Raw genomic sequence first — 18,428 nt, forward strand, 5'->3', positions numbered from 1 at the left:
GACATTTTTAGTAGATAAATTCATTTTTAATAAGGTTTTTCTTAGCATTAAATTCTTTGATATATTTTAAGCTGTAGACCAGCTGTTCTTTTAAATAATCTTCTGCAGGATTAGTCATAAAACTGTAAATAATTTTATCCTCAATCTGAATATTGATCTGGCCGCTTGTTCCACGAAGGGGAAGTTCTGTAATGGTGACGGCACTGCTGCTTTTATCCGGAAGCTGGCTGTATTGCATGTAAAACAGATCATAAAAATCTTTTCCAACTTTAGTTTTGGTTTCATCAATGGTAAGTCCTCTTAATTCATAAGCCGCATCTTCTTCTACCTTTGCTGTTTTCTTTTTAAAAAGATCACTGTTAAGCTCCAGACTATCTTTGGCGACTAGTTTTTGGGTTTCTTCGTCTCTGATATAAAGAAAGGCTTTCAAGGCATCTTTTGATTCAAGATTGACACTGATCTCTGACAGTATTTTGACTTCATTGGGATTAACAGAAAATTTACCACTTTGCTGATTGTTTGAAAGGTTTCCTCCGTTTCCTTTTTTGATAGAAACCAAAAGGTAATTCAGTTCCTTGTAAACGGTGGTATTATTCATTACAATTGCTTTCAGTATAATCTGATTTTCAAGGAGGCTGCTTTCTATTCTTGCGTTTACTTTTTTATCTTCCTGCCCATAAGTCCATACAGACAGGAAGCTAAAAAATGTGCTCAGGCTAAGGGAATATAAAAGTTTCATCATTTGTATTTTAATAGTTTCTCATGAAAACTGTTTTATTATCTCCCTTTACGTTGATCTGGATTCCATCCGAAATACTATTGCTTCCCGTGACATCAATAATATTGTTGTTTCCTTGTGCGGTAACTGCGGCTTTAGTTTCTTTATCTGTAAATGAATTGATAAAATAAAGCGTATTAAAGTCTCCCAGTTGTTTTACAGCAATATTAGTTTTGGCATTCAGAGAAAGCTCGGCATTGTTATAATCACCTATTTGAATGATATTGGTACCGTATGAAGTCTGATCAATCTGCTGCCTGGCTATAAGATTAAAGATTGTATTACTGTTGATCTTATCCCAGTCGATTTCCTGTGCCTGCAATCGCAATAATGCGAAAAGAGCAAAAACACTCCATCTTAAAGTAAACATGGCCTATAGTGTGTTAAAGATACTGATGCTAACCGAAGAAAATTGGAGGTAAAAAAGGAGAAACCCTGTAGTTTCTCCTTTACAATTTCTAAGATTTACAGTATGTGTTATAGGGCTTAATTGGATTGATTCACAATCATTGAGTTTCCGTTACCCATCTGAGTTCCTACATGAATATGAGAGTCACCAGTCTGAGTTACCCAGGTAAAGTTTCCGTTACCCATTTGAAGGTCAATTGCTGTGTTGGAATCACCTAACTGGAACTGATAAAGTTGATTGGCATTACCTGCCTGTACTCCCACAGAGGTATTATCATCTCCTATCTGTACTGAAGCTGCGATATTACCTGTTCCTGCTTGTACATGAGTAGCACTGTTATCATTACCATCCTGATACTGAACAAGGACATTATTGGCTCCTATCTGAATTCCACTGGCGTCATTTCTTCTTCCCAGCTGAACCTGATATGCTTCATTACCACTACCTAACTGAATAGCTGAAGCGTCATTTCTTCTTCCGTCCTGATATTGAACGACAGAGTTACCTAATCCTACCTGTACCGAAGAAGCATCATTTCTTCTTCCGATCTGAGTTTGTTCTGTAGAGTTAAGAACTCCAAGCTGCCATGTGGAAGCAGAGTTTCTGTTTCCCATCTGCATTACTTGATTTGAGTTTCCAATACCTACCTGATCTACATCTATAGAGTTTCTGTTTCCTATACTTTGTGCAGTATTAACGTTCAAAATACCTACCTGATCAATGTCTGCGGTATTACGATTCCCTGTCTGTGTCAAAGAGTTGATGTTCAAAAGACCAGTCTGATCCACAGTAGCAACATTTAAGTTTCCTGTTTGGGTAGTTACATCAATATTGAATTGTGCAAATCCGAAACTCATGGCGAATAGTGTAAGTACACCTGTAAGTAAATTTTTCATCTTAGTAAAAATTAATTGGTTAATAGTAAGGCAAAGGTAGCCTCTGCATCAAAGTGAAAAACCACCATCAAAGTGTAAATTTCAAAAGTCACTGTTTATAGGTGTAAGGGTCACTATTTGCCGTTGTATGGGGGTCATTGTTTTCAGTTACGGGAAAACACGGGAGTCATTTTAAGCCCTGTAAGTAACTCAGTAAGTGGTGAATATTGAATTTTACAAGGTCATGATTATCACTCATCATTCCAAGTTTATCATGAGCATTGACACTTCACAGTTTTGGGTTTTAAACTATTTATCGTCACCCACTATTTATTATTCACTTGCAAAGGAAAATTCACGGCAACTCATCTTTAATGCTAATATCCGCATAGGTTAATTAATGTTAAGGCCATTATTTCTTCAAGATATATTGTTAAATTTGAGGTATGGAAAATTTTGGAAAAGATTTATTACGAAAAATAAAAACGGTAGAACTTCCCGGTGAACATGCACATGGGGTCTTCTCACCTCCCTCCCGTCCCGTTTTTACGTATGATGAAGTATTGGCAAAGAATCCCAAATTTGCGGCTGTTAATATCGTACTGTATCTGAAAGACAACGAGTGGTATTTTCCATTGATTCAAAGAACCATTAATGAGCACGACAGACACAGCGGGCAGATTTCACTGCCTGGAGGAAAGCGTGAAGAGATGGACAGAGATTTTGCTGAAACCGCAATTCGGGAAACTTCCGAAGAAATCGGGATAGACAAACATTATCTAAGGATCATCAGAGAAATGTCTCCTATTTATGTTCCACCGAGCAATTTTTATGTATATCCTTATATTTCCTATACGAAAAAGAACCCTGCCTTCATTCTTCAGCAGACAGAAGCTGTGGAAACGATAGAATTTCCGATCACTTCTTTTCTAAATTTGTCAGATACCCCCGAAATCATGGCACTGCCTAACGCAAACGGATATGAGGTTCCTGTTATCAATTTTAACGGATACATTATCTGGGGTGCTACAGCGATGATATTAAGTGAATTCAGTCAGTTGCTGAAAAAAATGTAACTTTGCACTACCGTGTTTAATTGAGAAATGGCGAAGAAAAATATTTTCACCGATGCATTCGGAACACCTTATTTTTTGAAAAGGTTTATTATTTTTATTTTAGGAGTTGTATCATACAGAAGATTCAACGGATTTAATAAGTTAAAGATAACGGGGACAGAGCACCTGGTGGATCTTCCGGATTCTAACGTACTTTTTGTATCCAACCATCAGACTTATTTTGCAGATGTGGCAGCAATGTACCATGCCTTCTGTGCTGTGAACAACGGATATCTAAACACGATAAAAAACCCGATCTACCTACTGAATCCCAAGATTGATTTTTACTATGTGGCAGCAGAAGAAACCATGAATAAAGGTATTCTTCCCAAGATCTTCAAAATCGCAGGAGCTGTAACGGTAAAAAGAACATGGAGAGCCGAAGGAAAAAATGTCAACAGAATGGTAGACATGAGTGAGGTAGATAATATTATGAAAGCATTGGACAATGGCTGGGTAGCAACTTTCCCTCAAGGAACTACTTCTGCTTTTGCACAGGGACGAAGAGGAACAGCCAAATTGGTAAAGAATCAGCGTCCTATTGTAATTCCAATCAAAATAAACGGATTCAGAAGAGCTTTTGATAAAAAAGGACTCCGCGTAAAGGTAACCGGTGTAAAACCTACGATGGAATTCAAAGCTCCTTTGGATATTGATTATGATAATGAAAAAGCACCGGAAATTTTATTGAAAATCATGACTGCTATTGAGCAGACAGAAGATTTCAACCTATTACACAGTTATGATGAAGAACTTAAAGCTAAAAAATTAGAACAAAAGGACTCAAATAATTAAAGTAAATTAAAAATTATGAACAAAATACTTGGAATCTTATTCGCAATCATAGTATTAGTTTCATGCAACAGCCAAAAAGTATATTCGGATTTTGATATCAGCTATTCGAAAAGTGGAGGCTATGCTCCTGTATATGAAAATCTGCTTATAAAAGGAAATAATGTACACTACTCTTTTGAAGGGCAGGGCAAGAAATACAAGCAGGATTTTAAAATCTCTGATGAGGATTTAAAGAAACTGGATCAGGTGCTTTCTCAGAACAATTTCAGAAGAATACAGGAAGACCGTAAAAAAATCTACGATAATATTTCAACTTCTATCAATATCAAGAAAGGTCCTAATGAAGGGAGTAAATCTGATGCCAGCATGATCATTTCGAATTATCAGACCAACTGGAAAAACATTCTTGAAGCTTTCCAGCAGATCATTAATACTAATGTTAAAAAACAGTAAATACAATTGAAAACCCACTTCATTGCCATTGGCGGAAGCGCCATGCATAATCTTGCGATTGCACTAAAAGACAAAGGATATCAGGTGACAGGTTCTGATGACGCTATTTTTGAGCCTTCAAAATCCCGTTTGGAAAAGAAAGGAATTCTGCCTCAGGAAATGGGCTGGTTCCCGGAAAAGATCACTCCGGATATTGATGCTGTTATTCTTGGCATGCATGCCCATCAGGATAATCCTGAACTGGCAAGAGCAAAAGAACTGGGTCTGAAAATATATTCTTACCCTGAGTTTCTCTACGAACAGTCAAAAAATAAAACGAGAGTTGTCATTGCGGGATCACATGGTAAGACAACCATTACTTCAATGATTCTTCACGTTTTGAATTTCCACCAAAAAGATGTGGATTTCATGGTAGGAGCTCAGCTTGAAGGTTTCGACTGTATGGTAAAACTTACTCAGGATAATGATTTCATGGTTTTGGAAGGTGATGAATACCTTTCTTCTCCTATTGATCTGCGCTCGAAATTTTTATTGTATCAGCCGAATATTGCTTTGATGAGCGGTATTGCATGGGATCATATCAATGTTTTCAAAACGTTTGATGATTATATTGATCAGTTCAGAAAGTTTGTGGCAAGCATTACAGCGGGAGGAGTTCTGGTATACAATGAAGAGGATCCGGAAGTGGTGAAAGTAGTGGAAAATGCTGAAAACTATTTCAGAAAAATCCCTTACAAAACTCCTGAATACGAAATCAATAATGGTAAGGTATATTTAAAAACTGAAATGGGAGATGTTCCGCTTTCTGTTTTTGGAGCCCACAACCTGTTGAACATGGAAGGAGCAAGACATATCTGCCGACAGCTGGGTATTATGGATGAAGACTTCTATGAAGCTATTATGAGCTTCAAAGGAGCGTCCAAACGTCTTGAGAAAGTAGAAAGAGAAGATAAAGGAACACTTTATAAAGATTTTGCCCATGCACCAAGCAAGGTAAAGGCTGCTGTAAAGGCATTCATAGAACAGTTTAAAAATAATAAGAAATATGGATTTCTGGAACTTCACACGTATTCCAGTTTAAATCCTGCTTTCCTTGAGCAGTATGACCATGCAATGGACGGACTGGATGAAGCTGTCGTTTTCTATTCTGAGGATGCTTTGAAAATTAAGAGAATGGAGCCTATATCACCTGAATTTATCAAAGAAAAATTCAAGAATGAGAATTTAAAGGTTTTTACAAATGCTGAAGATCTTCATGCCTATTGGAATACATTAGATAAAACGGATGGTGTTTATTTAATGATGAGTTCCGGAAATTTTGGTGGTCTTGATTTAACAAAATAAATAAAAAGCTTCAGAAATAATCTGAAGCTTTTTTGTTATATGCTTATTTTATGACTCAACAAAAGTCTCTTTTATGAGTTACTAATCATTTAGTTTCCTGTTGTTGGTCAGTTCTACAGTTTTGATGGATCCTACCGGTGCAATTTTTATTGTTTTATTACCTTTTGCCAGATAAATGTAATACATACTGTTTGATCCTATCAGGTGTACCAGCTCCGAATTTCCATCACCATAATTTAATGTATAGTCATATTTAAGCCTGTTCTCCTTTATTCTTTTTGTTAATGTCATCCCTTCACCCCAACCTATTCCTACGAAAAAAGATAGCAGCATCATAGCCATAAATCTTACAAACATATTGGTAAAGTGATTCTCAATAGCCTCTTTGCTCATACTTTCATGGTCTTTAAGAGAAGCCATTTTCAGAGCCCATTTTTTATTCTGATTGCTTTGCTTTGATAAATAGGATGGAAAGGCAAATGAAGATACAACGATGATAATAAGAGCAATCAATATGACTGGATGAGACGTTAAAGTAGCAATCGGACTGATCAGGATGTCCATGATTGTTGAGTATTTTAGAATATTAATGCCTATCTGGTAGTAATAGACACTTTCTTTTAATATCCCCATTACGACAAGAAACAGGTAGCCGAACGGAAGTGATCTCTGAATTCCCTCTGAAAATTTCATTTCTATTTTCGTTGATTTTAGTTTTTATATTTCACGAAAATAGAAAATTACCAGCAAATTGAAAACATATTGACCTATATTTCACATTCTTTGATCAGATTTCTCAAAATTTCTTCAGTAGAAAGTTCGTTGTATGGATGGATAGACTGCCCTATCCAGATTCCTACAAATTCTGGATTTTGCAGAGATTTCGCGGCTTTACGTAATGCATTGGTCAGTTTATTCTGGTAAGGATACGGTAAAATATATTCTGAGTTTTCCACGGTTTCTATAAATTGATTTTTAATTCCTCTCGCATATCTTCCGGAAAAACTCTTCGTTAAAACAATTTCTTCTTCTCTTACTTTTTTCAGTCTTTCCTTTTCAAAAGGCTGTAAAGCACTTTCCTGAGAAGCCAATAAAAGATTTCCCACCTGAAAACCTTGTGCTCCTAAATCTTTAACAGCTTTTAAGGTCTTGGCTCCGTAAATTCCTCCTGCATAAATTAAAGGAACATTCACATGATCATACACCTGCGACAGCAAAGACAACCCTCCGATCTGCGGAATGTTCTCCGCCTCAAAACTTCCTCTGTGGCCTCCCGCTTCTATTCCCTGAACACAAATAATATCAATACCGGATTTTTCAAGCTGCAAAGCTTCATTCACAGATGTACAGGTTCCGATAAGGGTAACTCCGTTTTCTTTTAATTTCTGAATACTCTGATCATCCAGATTTCCGAATGTAAAACTCAAGATTTTACAGTTCTCCTCAATAATGGCCTCTACCTGCTCATGATAAGTGGTTATATTGATCGCCTCAAGATCCGGAAGCTCTACTTCAATAGTATTTTCTCTGGCCAGCTGCTCGAGAAACTGCTTGGTTTTGACAAACTTTTCTTTTAAAGCATCGGTCACTTCAGGAATATGATGTACAAAAATATTTGCAGCGAAAGGCTGATCCGTAATTTTTTTCGTTTCTCTGATCAATTCAATAGACTGATCAGCGGAAAGATCTGCCAGTGCCAGTGATCCCAGACAATCTGCTTTTGCGGCAGCCGCAACCATCTGTACTGTACTTACTCCAAACATCGGAGCCTGAATAACAGGATATTTTATCCCTAGTTTTTTACTGATTGTATCCGGCCAAAACATAAGAATTATTTTTATTAAAATTTACGAAGAAAACGACAATGAATGTCATTCAAAACCATGATATTACTCAGTGAAGTTCAAGCTTTAAAGTTGTTGATCAACATTTTTTACAGATGATGCAGAACAAACTTATTTTGCCTTCCTGAGTTCTTTATAGTACAGCTTTGATGCAGCATCAAGCTTTTCTGTGGCATAAGAAAATGTGGCAGCAGGCATTGTCTTCACATAAGCATCAAGAAAATCGCTTAATTTCTTCTCATCTTTTTTACCAGCCTCTCTTACCCAGCTTCCTACCGCTTTATTCACCAGTTCATGGGTATCATGAACAAGAATTTCAGCAATGGCAAAAGTATCACCAACCTCATTTTTCCTGATAAAGGCATGAGTACTTACAATAGCTGTTCTTCTTTCCCACTGACTTTCGGAATGGGCAAGCTGGTATAAGATATCTCTGGGTTTGTCAATAAGATATTCCCCGATAATATAACACGCCGCTCTGTCTACAAAATCCCAGTTATTCAGACGGTCATGACGGTTCAGATACAGATCAAAAAGGTCTTTCTTCTGATCATCAGTCGTTTTTTTACTTCTGGCCTGGAAATCCATGATACTTACAGCCCCCATCCTCACTTCATAAAACTCGCTGTCAAGAAGTTTGTTGATCTCATCCAAAGGCATCGCAGAAAACTCTTTAGCGATAGTAAAAACATCTCCGAATTTCACTCCGAAACTCTTTGTAATCCCATCATTTCCTTTGAAAAATTTCTCCACTTTATCGAGTTCTTTTTCATTTTTGAATAACGAGAGTGTTTCTATGAATTCTTTTGCAGTCATCGGCTATTATCAATTTAAAATCCCGCAGGTTTCACAATCACTCAGATTCCTGATCTGTACATTCATGAAAACTGCGGGAGTTATTTTATTTTATTAATCTGAAGATTAAATATCTGCTACGGAATTCAGCATTTTTTGTTCCCATTCAGGATCTTTAGGATCAAAGAATAATCTTTTTCCTGTATCTAAAGAACGAACAACATTCATTTCATCTTCTGTCAGTTCAAAATCAAATACATTAAAGTTTTCTTCAATTCTTGATGGTGTCACAGATTTCGGAATCACTACAAACCCTTCCTGAAGGTGCCATCTCAGAATTACCTGAGCCACGGTCTTACCATATTTTTCAGCAATAGCTTTCAGATCAGGATTGCTTAAAAGGTTGGCATTCCCATTTCCAAGCGGGCTCCATGGCTGTGTTATGATATTATTTTCTCTGTCATAGACCTGCAATTCTTTTTGCTGGAATACCGGATGCAGTTCAATCTGGTTGATCACTGGCAACACTGTTGAATTAGCTTTTAATTCTTCCAGCTTCTCAATCGTAAAATTACATACGCCTATTGCTTTGATCTTTCCTTCCTGATATAATTCTTCCAACGCCTTCCAGGTTCCTAAAAAGTCTCCATAAGGCCAGTGAATAAGATACATATCAAGATAATCCATCTGCAATCTGTCTAATGTTCTCTGAAAAGCACTTTTAGCTTTTTCATATCCATGATCCTGAACCCATACTTTTGACGTGATAAACAGTTCATCCCTGTTTACTTCACTATTTTTCACCCCAGCACCTACAGCTGTTTCATTCTGATAAATAGCAGCAGTATCAATCATTCTATATCCACTCTGAATAGCTTTTATTACCGCATTCTCACATTCTTTAAGGTCTTCCATCTGCCATACTCCAAAGCCTAAAGCAGGAATATCCACTCCGTTATTTAAGGTTACCACAGGTTGTCCTGGATAGGTTTTCTTTTGCATAAGTCTTTATTTTAGTTATTAATATAAAGTGATAAACAAATTTGCGACAAAAAATCGAAAATCCTGCCTACCAATTTTACTGTTGCCTCAGCTCAATACCTCTATTTCCATTTCTAACGTTCAGTTTCCACCCTCTAGTTGGTATTCCAGCTCTATTTTCTCTACTTTTGTTTAAATTTAGTATCATGTCACAAAATATCAGACTGGCAGCTGCAGAAGATTACCCGAGAATTATGCAAATCTGGGAATCGGCTGTAAAAGCAACTCATACTTTTCTTGCAGAAGAGGATTTTAATTATTTTAAAGAAGTTATTCCAAGAGATTATCTTCCTAATCTGGAAGTTTATTTAATTACGGATAACAATGATGCTAAAGGTTTTGCATCCGTAGCAGAAGGGAATCTTGAAATGCTCTTCATTCGCGATGATGCCCGTGGGAAAGGATATGGAAAAGCCCTTTATCAATTTATGAAAGAAAAGACCGGATTGACCAAAGTGGATGTGAATGAGCAGAATCCACAAGCGATTGGATTTTATGAAAAAATGGGTTTCAGAAAGATCGGAAGATCAGAAAAAGATGGTTCGGGAAAGGATTATCCACTTATTCATATGAGTCTGTAAATGGAAAATTTCACTTTTAAAATAGCAAATCCTGATTCGGAAATTCCTTATCACTTACTGTTGTTGGCTGATGAAACCAGAGAAGCTATTGATCAGTATATTTTCAATTGTGAGATCTATCTTTTACACGACGGCATTGAAAATATTGCAGTGATGGCTCTCTACAAAAATAGTGATACAGAATTGGAAATTAAAAACGTTGCTGTGATTGAAAGCTACAGGAGCAAAGGTATCGGAAGTATTCTGATGGATAAAGCAAAGGAAATTGCAAAAGAAAATCAGTATAAAACACTGACTGTTGGAACTTCGGATACCGGCTTCCAACAGATCAGATTTTATGAAAAAAACGGTTTTATCAAAAATGGGATTCTGAAAAACTTTTTTATTGAAAATTATCCAGTTCCCATTTATGAAAACGGTTTACAAATGCGCGATATGGTTATATTAAGCCATCACCTGACGGAATAAGCCTTTAATATGCTCTATTTCAGTTTGATAATTGGTTTTTTTACGACATCCGAAATACAGAGTGTTTTCCAATTTCTTCTTCCCTTCCCAGATCAGCTGAACTTCACCGCTTTCGAGGTCTTTTTTACATAGAAAATCAGGAATAACGGCTAATCCTGTTCCTCCTTTCAGACAACGGATGATAGAATTCAGATTAGGAACAATATAATTCGGACGGAAATTCGGCTTATGACCAAAATTAAGAGTCCAGAACTGGAAAAGATGCTCCATATCTCCGGTAGTTCCGTACCATTTTTCATTCTTCAGCCATTCTTCTATCTGCTCAGCATCTTTTGTTTTTAAAACCTTATTGAAAGCTGCCACATCCACATCTTTTCCCCCTACCAGAATAATCTGTTCAGAAGAGAAAGCTTCATGTTCTATATTGGGTGAGGATCCTTTTTTCGGAGTAATAATAAGATCCAGAATTCCTTTATCCAACTGATCCAGCATTTCCGGATATTCTCCAAAACTGATAATCAGATTAAAAGGCAATGAAGAAACATATTGTTCCAACGTCGTCTGGAAAGTTTCAAAACACATTCCGACACTGATGGTAGGAGTATGTTTCTCTGTAGACTTCTGGAAGTTTTTTTCTACATCTTCCAGCTTAGTAATAGGCTCTGCAACTGCATTAAATAATACCTTCCCACGCTCTGTTGGCATCATTTTTCTACCGGTTCTGTCGAATAGTTTGTATCCTACATAAGCTTCTAATGAACTTAAATGCAGACTCACTCCCGGCTGTGATATGAATAAAGCATCCGCAGCACCCGTCAATGTCCCGGTTTTATAGATCGCCTTAAAAGTACGATACCATTCTAAATTGACCATGATTTAATTATTAATATTCTGATGCAAAGTTACAAAATAATTATAATACTGATGAATATTTAATGCGAGTGAATTTTCGTTATCATTACTCAATTCTGATTCTATTTTACAATCTGCATAATTGTAGTCTGAAATTTTTCTGACTCATCTTTGTGAATCTGGTGTCCGGAATTTTCAAATAAAAACAGATCTTTCTTAGGAGCTTTTACTTTCTTAAAATATTCAGTTGTAATTCTGGTAGAGGTTTGGACATCATTTTTACCCACAAAAAAATAAATCGGGCATTCTACTTTTTTTAGCGTCTTTGGCAGATCAATATTCATAACTTCATTCCACGCTGGCGACCACGTTTTTGACCATTGAAGAAAACCTTTTTTGAAATCATCACCAGTCACATACTGTTTCCCGTCTTTATAAAAAAGCCATTTTCTTAAATAAAACAGGTCTTCATCTACTTTGAACGGAATATGTACACTTGCTAGTTCTTTATGGGCAACAGGATTTTCTTTAAAATGATCTTTTAAAATATTGAGCAATTCTTTCTCACTCTCCAGTTGACTTACAACAGGGTTTACGGCAAAATAAGCATTTAAAACTTCAGGGTGATTTCTTACAATATAAAATCCTAAAGCATTACCCCATGAGCTTCCCAGCAGATATATTTTTTCCTGTTTTAATTCTTTTCTCAGAAAATTAATAACCTGATAGGTATCTTTTCCCATAAGCTCCACTGAAGGTGGAATGGGTGAAGGATTTAATTCCAGCGTCTTACCGGCATCCCTCTGATCCCACTGAACAATTGTAAATTTATTTTTTAAAATATTTGTAAAAGAATCTGCGTTTTTTCTCATCGAACTTCCGGGGCCTCCTGATAAAAATAAAAGTATTGGCTTGTCAGAATCATCTGTTTTAATTTCTATGGCTTGTTTTATTCCTCCGATTTCAGGAGTAAGAAGGGTATCTATTTTTCCTTTTTGTAATTGTGCGAAGCAAAATACTGATAATAGTAAAAAAATAAGAAGGTTTGTTTTTTTCATGATTTCTAAATTTTAAGTTGACTTTAATAATCTGGTACAAATATGCTCCGGATAATTTTCAGAAAAGTCCGAATAAAAGAAGTCGAACCGATTTTAATGATAAAATCAGTCCGAATGCATGCAGATTAAAGTTCGAGTAATTACAAACGACTATTAATCAATTTATTAAAATTTAAACAATATGTAATTTGTCAATTTTTAAAACGAAGTATGAAAAGATTTTTTTTAATTATTTGTACATAATAAGTCTAAAACGAATCTCGTTTTTAGAATAGAGCTTCAATAAAAATCATCAAAATAATGATACTTTTTCATTTTTTAGAAAAGCAGAGTAATAATCAGGAATATCACTTTCCTCAATTCCACGGACCGTTTTATCAATAGGATATGATAATTGTACAATTTCGGGAGTAATTTTTTCTTCGTCTAAAGTGAATACAACATAAGAAGCCAGTCTATTTTCTTCTTTAGAACGGCCTACGGAACCACAATTGACAGCCCAGCCCTTATTTTCAAACTGTTTTTTAAAAGATAAATGAGTATGCCCCATCACCAGAACATTAGCCTGGGAGTCTTTTAGCATATTCTCAAAAACCTCATCATTTTCTGATTCATAGAGATACATATCATTACTTTCCAGACTGGAATGAACCAATTGAATAGACCAATGCTTCTTCCCCACTTTATAATTTAATTTTAAATGAAAAGGCAGCTGTGATAAAAACTGTTTGTTCTCTTCTGTAATATGTTTTTTAGAATGATCTATTGCAATAAACCTGGCATTCGTCTCTTCTTCTGAGTGTTTAGACAAAGGGACAACAGGAATATCAAAAGCAATTCTTTCATCGTGATTTCCCAGTAAACAAGGAATATTTAGTTCTTGCATTCTCTCAATGACTTCATTACCCCAAGGAGCAAAATCTACAAGATCTCCCAGACAGAATTTTTGCGTGATTCCTCGCTTCTCAATATCTTTCAACACTACTTTCAGGGCAGGAAGATTTCCATGTACATCACCAAAAACAGCAATTTGTATCATTACTCTTTATTTTAATCAAACAAATGTAGGAGACAAAAAATTATTTCTTTGGAAATTGAATATGACTTTTAACACTAAATATCATCTTTAAATTAATCTCAAATCATAACGTTCTTCCACAAGAGTCTGTCCCCATTGCACAGATTCCATAGATTCCGTTTTTACAAATCCTGCTTTTTCATACATTGCAATGGCTTTTTCCTGTACGCTGGTCGTTAATAAATAAAGATTTTTATACTTTTTTTCTTTACAATAATCTAAGGCGGTATTCAAAAGTTTTTTTCCAATTCCCGTTCCTCTGAATAAAGGCAGCGTCAAAAACCATCTTAGCTGGGCTTCTTCATCAGAACGATGTAGAATTGCGACACATCCGACAATCTGCTGATTATATTCCGCCAGCCAAATCTTATCGTTTTCAAGCGAATAGTTTTCCAGAAATTCTGAAAAGGTTTTGATGACATATTTTTCAAAATCCTTATCATAACCCGATTCCTGAGTATAAAGTTTTCCATGAAGATAAATTAAATAACCAATATCTCCCGGCTTCAATCCTTCTCTGAATTTCACATTTTGGGCAAGCTTTATTTTGTCATAATCTGGCGCCAATAAGCTTTTAATACTACTCATAGAATTGATTAGAAGCTCTTTTTCATCAGCATATAAAGGCTGAACGATCTCCTCAATCTGTTCATCAGATTTTGACTGCAAAACTTTTAAGAGGTTGTTGCCTTTTTCCGTTAATATAATGAAATATGCTCTTTTATCTTCCTCAGACTGTATCTTCTCAATAATATTATCCTTTAAAAACATTTTGACAACCCGACTTACATATCCTTTATCCAGATATAGAAGTTCGGTTAATTGCTGAGAAGTAATGTTTTTATATTCTCCAATTTCATACAAAAGCCGTACTTCAGCTAATGAATAAGGACTGTCGAGAAAATTATTTTTCAGCATTCCGATATGCGAAGTGTAGAATCTGTTAAAACTTCTGATCTGTTGAATCTCATTTTCCATAAAGCAAATATATATATTTAGTTGACAAAATCAACCAAATATATGCGATTTTAACAACCATCACTATTATAATACTTCCCTATAATTTATATTATTTTTATTATACAAACATCCATCCTAACTTTGCAGAGTAAAATTTAAACAATCATAAAAAATGAAAAAAGTATTAATCATCAACGGAGGACAGAATTTCGGACATTCCGGAGGAAAATATAATCAGACTATTGCAGAAAATACATTAGCAGCTCTTAAAGAATTTGACAACGTAGAAGTAAAGATAACGAATGTAAGTGAAAATTATGATAAACATGAAGAAGTGCAAAAGTTTGTCTGGGCAGATTACATTATTTACCATACTCCGATCTGGTGGTTTCAGCTTCCGAACGGATTAAAAAAATATATTGATGAGGTGTTCACAGCAGGTCATGCAAAAGGAATTTATATGAGTGACGGAAGAAAGGCTGAGAATCCTGAAATCAACTATGGTACAGGAGGAATGCTTGGCGGCAGAAAATATATGTTGACGACAAGCTGGAATGCTCCTGCAACTGCCTTCACGCTTCCCGGAGAATTCTTCAGTGAAAGAAGTGTAGATGATGGACCATTATTTGGTTTCCATAGAATGAATGCCTTTGTCTCATTAGAGAAAATGGAAAGTTTCCACTTCCATGATGTAGAGAAAAATGCCAATATAGAGCGTGATATGAAGCTTTACAGAGAACATGTAAGAAACGTTTTTGAAAAAGAATTAAAACAAGAATTAGTATCATGAAAAAAGTACTGATCACAGGTATTACCGGCTATATAGGAGGTAGTATCGCTAAAAAACTGCTTGACAGAAATTATGAAGTAACCGGGTTGGTTCGTAACGAAACTCACGTACAGGAACTGGAATCATTGGGTATCAAAACCATTATTGGGAATATTCACAATGAAGATCTTATAAAAACTGCTGTTGATAGTGTTGATGCAGTCATCCATAATGCTGATTCTGCGGATGATGCCTATGCCGTAGATAATTTTATTAAGGCAATGGAAGGAAGCCATAAAACATTCATATTTACTTCAGGATCTGCTATTTTCGGTGGTAAAGAAAATGGTAAAAGGAGTGATTTTGTTTTCACAGAAGATGTTCCTTTAACACCAAGACTGGAAATGGCATCAAGGGTACTTATTAACGATTATGTTCTTCAGTCTGTTCAAAAAGGTATAAAAAGTATCGTTATTGTTCCCACCATGGTATACGGAGAAGGTCTGGGGATAAAAAAAGACAGCATTCAAATTCCCGCATTGGTTAATTTTTCTCAGAAAAAAGGACACGGTGTTTATTTTGGAGAAGGTGAAAACATCTGGTCCAATGTACACATTGAAGATATAGCAGATTTATATGTACTGGCCCTTGAAAAAGCAAAAGGAGGTTCCATCTATTATGCGGAAAACGGTTCTTCTTCTTTAAAAAACATTGCAGAAGTGATCAGCAAAAAATATAATCTGAAACCGGCCCAATCTTTAAGTATACAAGATGCGGTTGACAATTTCGGACCTGCAGGCGGCTATTTCGGTTTTGCATCCAACAGCAGATGCAGCGCAAAAAAAGCAAGAACAGAACTGGAATGGAAACCAATTTATAACTCAATTGAAAATTTTATTTAATATGAAAATTCATCTTACAGCAATTATAAAAGCCAAAGAAGAACACCAGGCAGAAGTATTGGAAGTTCTTCAGAATATGGTAAAAGAAACAAGAAAAGAGGAAGCATGCGAACTTTATAGCCTTCATCAGGGAATTGAAGACAAAAACGAATTTGTTTTCTACGAAATCTGGAAAAGTAAAGAAGGGCTGGATCAGCACAATCAACAGCCTTACATCCAGGCTTTCGGAGCTTTGGTGGATGAAAAGCTTCAGGAAAAACCACAGATTTATATCACCAATATCATTTAATCATGAAAAAATTAGCGTTTTTAATGCTGGCCGTCTTCACAATAGGATTCGCGCAGGCACAAACCAAAAAATCAAAAAATATGAAAAAGAAAATCTTATTCGTTGTAACCAGCCATGATAAAAAAGGGAGTACTGGTGAAGATACAGGATATTATTTGGGAGAAGTATCTCACCCATGGGAAGTTCTTCACAAAGCAGGATATGAAATTGACTTTGTAAGTCCGAAAGGCGGAACTCCTCCAGTAGATGGCTTCGATTTGAAAGATCCGGTAAACAAAGAATTCTGGGAAAACAAAGAATATAAAAACAAGATTGATCATTCTATGACGCCGTCACAGGTGAACCCAAAAGAGTATTCAACCATTTTTTATGCAGGAGGACACGGAGCCATGTGGGATTTTGCAGACAATAAAGAACTGTCTGATATTGCCTCAAAAATCTACGAAAACGGAGGTATTGTAGCAGCTGTATGCCACGGCCCGGCAGGATTGGTGAATATCAAGCTGAATAACGGGAAATATCTTGTAGACGGAAAGAAAATCAATGCTTTTACCAATGAAGAGGAAGCTGAAGTAAAATTAACAGATGTTGTTCCTTTCTTATTAGAAAACAAACTGAAAGAAAGAGGAGCACAATTTGAAAAATCAGGGCTTTGGCAGAATCATGTAGTTGCAGATCAGAGAGTGATCACAGGGCAGAATCCTCAATCTGCAAAGAGTGTTGGAGAAGCTATTTTAAAAGAATTAAATAAATAACAAATAATTTTAACCACAAAAGTCACAAAAGATTTTAAGTTCTTTAAAATCCAAAAAGCTCTTAAAAGTGTAACCATTGAAATGACGAGAATTCCCCTTCAGTAGAGGAGTGGCGAAAATTCAAAGAATTTTTGACAGGGTGGTTTACATATAAAAATTTTAAAACAAAATGGAATACAGAAAATTAGGAAATACAGATTTAGAATTATCAACAATCACACACGGAGCTTTTGCTATCGGAGGAAATATGTGGGGAGGTAATGAAAAACAGGACTCTATCAACTCTATTCATGCATCATTAGATCATGGAGTAACTTCTATCGATACGGCACCTTTCTATGGTTTCGGACTGAGTGAGGAAATGATTGGGGAAGCCATTAAAGGAAAAGACCGTTCAAAAATCCAGCTTTTAACAAAATTCGGATTGGTATGGGATGGAAGCAACAACGGAAAAGGAGAATTTTTCTTTGATGCTGAAGATGAAGGAAAAACAATTCCGGTATATAAATTAGCATCCAAAGAAAACATCATCAAAGAAGTTGAAGAAAGCTTACAAAGATTAGGAACAGATTATATTGACCTTTTACAACTTCACTGGCCAGACGGCACCACTCCTATCTGCGAAACAATGGAAGCCGTAGAATTACTGATCCAACAAGGAAAAATCCGTACTGCAGGAGTAAGTAACTATAGTGTGGCTCAAATGGAAGAAGCTAACAGAACATTAAAGCTTGCCAGCAACCAGATTTCTTACAGTATGCTGAACCGTGCCATTGAAAAAGATCTTGTCCCTTATTCTTTGGAAAACAATTCAGGAATTATCGTATACAGCCCAATGGAAAGAGGTCTTTTAACCGGTAAATATTTCAAAGAAACCCAATTAAAAGATAACGATCACAGAAACGGATATTTCTCGCAGTTTGATTTGAATAAAGTGAAAACTTTCTTAGAAAAAATTGAACCTATTGCACAGGAAAAAGGAGCCAGTCTTTCTCAACTGGTGTTAAGATGGACTACATTGCAGCCGGCAATTACAGTTGTATTGGCAGGAGCAAGAAATGCACAGCAAGCCATCGAAAATGCAAAAGCTATGTCTATTGATCTTTCTCAGGAAGAATTGACCTTCATCAATTCAGCTTTAAGCGAAATTTAATATAAAACCGGAGGCCGGGAGAAGAATACTGTAGATACCATCATTACTGATTACTTACAGTCATTTTATTCATATTAACAACCTCCTATTCCACCCTCCGGTTTCTTTTCTCTT

The 18,428-nt window shown here is 35.9% G+C and carries 22 protein-coding genes; 11 read left to right on the plus strand and 11 right to left on the minus strand.

Features of this window, described 5'->3' with window-relative positions; all coding sequences use genetic code 11:
- Positions 1-7: 7 nt before the first annotated feature.
- The 3 genes from AC57AW_RS01975 to AC57AW_RS01985 all read right to left on the minus strand — a co-directional run bounded on the left by AC57AW_RS01975 (position 8) and on the right by AC57AW_RS01985 (position 2,083).
- Positions 8-742: a CsgE family curli-type amyloid fiber assembly protein gene (locus tag AC57AW_RS01975; RefSeq protein ID WP_228460185.1), complete on the minus strand. Its 735-nt coding sequence runs from the start codon at positions 740-742 to the stop codon at positions 8-10.
- A 7-nt stretch (positions 743-749) separates the two neighbouring features.
- A complete protein-coding gene (locus AC57AW_RS01980; protein WP_496350644.1) occupies positions 750-1,148 on the minus strand; it encodes a hypothetical protein in 399 nt (132 codons plus the stop codon).
- A gap of 116 nt (positions 1,149-1,264) precedes the next feature.
- On the minus strand, positions 1,265-2,083 hold the full coding sequence (locus AC57AW_RS01985; protein ID WP_318849057.1) for an RIP homotypic interaction motif-containing protein: 819 nt from the start codon (positions 2,081-2,083) through the stop codon (positions 1,265-1,267).
- A gap of 425 nt (positions 2,084-2,508) precedes the next feature.
- Here AC57AW_RS01985 and AC57AW_RS01990 point away from each other — a divergent pair, with 425 nt between their 5' ends.
- Genes AC57AW_RS01990 through AC57AW_RS02005 form a run of 4 tightly spaced genes read left to right on the plus strand, consistent with a single transcriptional unit; the run spans position 2,509 to position 5,769 of the window.
- Positions 2,509-3,138 carry an NUDIX hydrolase gene (locus AC57AW_RS01990; RefSeq protein WP_318849056.1) on the plus strand — a complete coding sequence of 210 codons (630 nt, stop codon included), beginning with the start codon at positions 2,509-2,511 and terminating at the stop codon, positions 3,136-3,138.
- A gap of 27 nt (positions 3,139-3,165) precedes the next feature.
- Positions 3,166-3,972 (plus strand): lysophospholipid acyltransferase family protein, encoded by an 807-nt coding sequence (locus tag AC57AW_RS01995; RefSeq protein WP_047373745.1) that lies wholly within the window; start codon positions 3,166-3,168, stop codon positions 3,970-3,972.
- A gap of 15 nt (positions 3,973-3,987) precedes the next feature.
- Positions 3,988-4,425 (plus strand): hypothetical protein, encoded by a 438-nt coding sequence (locus tag AC57AW_RS02000; protein ID WP_318849055.1) that lies wholly within the window; start codon positions 3,988-3,990, stop codon positions 4,423-4,425.
- Positions 4,426-4,431: 6 nt separating this feature from the next.
- Positions 4,432-5,769, plus strand: coding sequence for a UDP-N-acetylmuramate--L-alanine ligase (locus AC57AW_RS02005; protein ID WP_496350645.1), 1,338 nt, complete (start codon positions 4,432-4,434; stop codon positions 5,767-5,769).
- Between the two features lie 81 nt (positions 5,770-5,850).
- Here AC57AW_RS02005 and AC57AW_RS02010 read toward each other — a convergent pair whose 3' ends face one another.
- The 4 genes from AC57AW_RS02010 to AC57AW_RS02025 all read right to left on the minus strand — a co-directional run bounded on the left by AC57AW_RS02010 (position 5,851) and on the right by AC57AW_RS02025 (position 9,410).
- Positions 5,851-6,462, minus strand: a complete 612-nt coding sequence (locus tag AC57AW_RS02010) for a hypothetical protein (protein WP_318849053.1) — start codon at positions 6,460-6,462, stop codon at positions 5,851-5,853.
- A gap of 74 nt (positions 6,463-6,536) precedes the next feature.
- A complete protein-coding gene (locus AC57AW_RS02015) occupies positions 6,537-7,595 on the minus strand; it encodes an NAD(P)H-dependent flavin oxidoreductase (protein ID WP_496350646.1) in 1,059 nt (352 codons plus the stop codon).
- Between the two features lie 129 nt (positions 7,596-7,724).
- Entirely contained in the window at positions 7,725-8,429 is a 705-nt protein-coding gene (locus AC57AW_RS02020; RefSeq protein ID WP_496350647.1) for a DNA alkylation repair protein, read from the minus strand.
- Positions 8,430-8,534: 105 nt separating this feature from the next.
- Positions 8,535-9,410, minus strand: a complete 876-nt coding sequence (locus AC57AW_RS02025; RefSeq protein WP_496350648.1) for an aldo/keto reductase — start codon at positions 9,408-9,410, stop codon at positions 8,535-8,537.
- Positions 9,411-9,595: 185 nt separating this feature from the next.
- Between AC57AW_RS02025 and AC57AW_RS02030 the strand changes: the two genes are divergently transcribed.
- Together AC57AW_RS02030 and AC57AW_RS02035 are read left to right on the plus strand one after the other, a co-directional pair.
- Positions 9,596-10,030 (plus strand): GNAT family N-acetyltransferase, encoded by a 435-nt coding sequence (locus tag AC57AW_RS02030; protein WP_496350649.1) that lies wholly within the window; start codon positions 9,596-9,598, stop codon positions 10,028-10,030.
- Positions 10,031-10,498: a GNAT family N-acetyltransferase gene (locus tag AC57AW_RS02035; protein WP_496350650.1), complete on the plus strand. Its 468-nt coding sequence runs from the start codon at positions 10,031-10,033 to the stop codon at positions 10,496-10,498.
- Here the strand turns inward: AC57AW_RS02035 and AC57AW_RS02040 are convergent.
- The 4 genes from AC57AW_RS02040 to AC57AW_RS02055 all read right to left on the minus strand — a co-directional run bounded on the left by AC57AW_RS02040 (position 10,475) and on the right by AC57AW_RS02055 (position 14,464).
- Positions 10,475-11,371, minus strand: coding sequence for a LysR family transcriptional regulator (locus AC57AW_RS02040; protein WP_496350651.1), 897 nt, complete (start codon positions 11,369-11,371; stop codon positions 10,475-10,477). The genes AC57AW_RS02035 and AC57AW_RS02040 overlap by 24 nt on opposite strands.
- Positions 11,372-11,472: 101 nt before the next feature.
- Entirely contained in the window at positions 11,473-12,408 is a 936-nt protein-coding gene (locus AC57AW_RS02045) for an alpha/beta fold hydrolase (RefSeq protein ID WP_496350652.1), read from the minus strand.
- Positions 12,409-12,700: 292 nt separating this feature from the next.
- On the minus strand, positions 12,701-13,447 hold the full coding sequence (locus AC57AW_RS02050) for a metallophosphoesterase family protein (protein WP_496350653.1): 747 nt from the start codon (positions 13,445-13,447) through the stop codon (positions 12,701-12,703).
- Between the two features lie 87 nt (positions 13,448-13,534).
- On the minus strand, positions 13,535-14,464 hold the full coding sequence (locus tag AC57AW_RS02055) for a bifunctional helix-turn-helix transcriptional regulator/GNAT family N-acetyltransferase (RefSeq protein ID WP_496350654.1): 930 nt from the start codon (positions 14,462-14,464) through the stop codon (positions 13,535-13,537).
- Positions 14,465-14,618: 154 nt separating this feature from the next.
- Here AC57AW_RS02055 and AC57AW_RS02060 point away from each other — a divergent pair, with 154 nt between their 5' ends.
- The 5 genes from AC57AW_RS02060 (at position 14,619) to AC57AW_RS02080 (ending at position 18,314) form a co-directional block, all read left to right on the plus strand.
- Positions 14,619-15,236 carry an NAD(P)H-dependent oxidoreductase gene (locus AC57AW_RS02060; protein ID WP_318849043.1) on the plus strand — a complete coding sequence of 206 codons (618 nt, stop codon included), beginning with the start codon at positions 14,619-14,621 and terminating at the stop codon, positions 15,234-15,236.
- Entirely contained in the window at positions 15,233-16,117 is an 885-nt protein-coding gene (locus AC57AW_RS02065; RefSeq protein WP_496350655.1) for an NAD-dependent epimerase/dehydratase family protein, read from the plus strand. The genes AC57AW_RS02060 and AC57AW_RS02065 overlap by 4 nt, the downstream gene beginning before the upstream one ends.
- Before the next feature lies 1 nt (position 16,118).
- Positions 16,119-16,406: a putative quinol monooxygenase gene (locus AC57AW_RS02070; protein ID WP_047429398.1), complete on the plus strand. Its 288-nt coding sequence runs from the start codon at positions 16,119-16,121 to the stop codon at positions 16,404-16,406.
- Between the two features lie 2 nt (positions 16,407-16,408).
- A complete protein-coding gene (locus AC57AW_RS02075; RefSeq protein WP_496350656.1) occupies positions 16,409-17,161 on the plus strand; it encodes a type 1 glutamine amidotransferase domain-containing protein in 753 nt (250 codons plus the stop codon).
- A 169-nt stretch (positions 17,162-17,330) separates the two neighbouring features.
- Positions 17,331-18,314, plus strand: a complete 984-nt coding sequence (locus AC57AW_RS02080) for an aldo/keto reductase (RefSeq protein ID WP_496350657.1) — start codon at positions 17,331-17,333, stop codon at positions 18,312-18,314.
- Positions 18,315-18,428: the final 114 nt, after the last annotated feature.

The organism is Chryseobacterium sp. BGA-UO-ETr-SB22 (assembly GCF_059567885.1).

Coding starts and splice junctions, on each gene's coding strand:
- AC57AW_RS01975 (WP_228460185.1), bottom strand. CDS start 742: ATGATGAAACTTTTATATTCCCTTAGCCTGAGCACATTTTTTAGCTTC.
- AC57AW_RS01980 (WP_496350644.1), bottom strand. CDS start 1,148: ATGTTTACTTTAAGATGGAGTGTTTTTGCTCTTTTCGCATTATTGCGA.
- AC57AW_RS01985 (WP_318849057.1), bottom strand. CDS start 2,083: ATGAAAAATTTACTTACAGGTGTACTTACACTATTCGCCATGAGTTTC.
- AC57AW_RS01990 (WP_318849056.1), top strand. CDS start 2,509: ATGGAAAATTTTGGAAAAGATTTATTACGAAAAATAAAAACGGTAGAA.
- AC57AW_RS01995 (WP_047373745.1), top strand. CDS start 3,166: ATGGCGAAGAAAAATATTTTCACCGATGCATTCGGAACACCTTATTTT.
- AC57AW_RS02000 (WP_318849055.1), top strand. CDS start 3,988: ATGAACAAAATACTTGGAATCTTATTCGCAATCATAGTATTAGTTTCA.
- AC57AW_RS02010 (WP_318849053.1), bottom strand. CDS start 6,462: ATGAAATTTTCAGAGGGAATTCAGAGATCACTTCCGTTCGGCTACCTG.
- AC57AW_RS02015 (WP_496350646.1), bottom strand. CDS start 7,595: ATGTTTTGGCCGGATACAATCAGTAAAAAACTAGGGATAAAATATCCT.
- AC57AW_RS02020 (WP_496350647.1), bottom strand. CDS start 8,429: ATGACTGCAAAAGAATTCATAGAAACACTCTCGTTATTCAAAAATGAA.
- AC57AW_RS02025 (WP_496350648.1), bottom strand. CDS start 9,410: ATGCAAAAGAAAACCTATCCAGGACAACCTGTGGTAACCTTAAATAAC.
- AC57AW_RS02030 (WP_496350649.1), top strand. CDS start 9,596: ATGTCACAAAATATCAGACTGGCAGCTGCAGAAGATTACCCGAGAATT.
- AC57AW_RS02035 (WP_496350650.1), top strand. CDS start 10,031: ATGGAAAATTTCACTTTTAAAATAGCAAATCCTGATTCGGAAATTCCT.
- AC57AW_RS02040 (WP_496350651.1), bottom strand. CDS start 11,371: ATGGTCAATTTAGAATGGTATCGTACTTTTAAGGCGATCTATAAAACC.
- AC57AW_RS02045 (WP_496350652.1), bottom strand. CDS start 12,408: ATGAAAAAAACAAACCTTCTTATTTTTTTACTATTATCAGTATTTTGC.
- AC57AW_RS02050 (WP_496350653.1), bottom strand. CDS start 13,447: ATGATACAAATTGCTGTTTTTGGTGATGTACATGGAAATCTTCCTGCC.
- AC57AW_RS02055 (WP_496350654.1), bottom strand. CDS start 14,464: ATGGAAAATGAGATTCAACAGATCAGAAGTTTTAACAGATTCTACACT.
- AC57AW_RS02060 (WP_318849043.1), top strand. CDS start 14,619: ATGAAAAAAGTATTAATCATCAACGGAGGACAGAATTTCGGACATTCC.
- AC57AW_RS02065 (WP_496350655.1), top strand. CDS start 15,233: ATGAAAAAAGTACTGATCACAGGTATTACCGGCTATATAGGAGGTAGT.
- AC57AW_RS02070 (WP_047429398.1), top strand. CDS start 16,119: ATGAAAATTCATCTTACAGCAATTATAAAAGCCAAAGAAGAACACCAG.
- AC57AW_RS02075 (WP_496350656.1), top strand. CDS start 16,409: ATGAAAAAATTAGCGTTTTTAATGCTGGCCGTCTTCACAATAGGATTC.
- AC57AW_RS02080 (WP_496350657.1), top strand. CDS start 17,331: ATGGAATACAGAAAATTAGGAAATACAGATTTAGAATTATCAACAATC.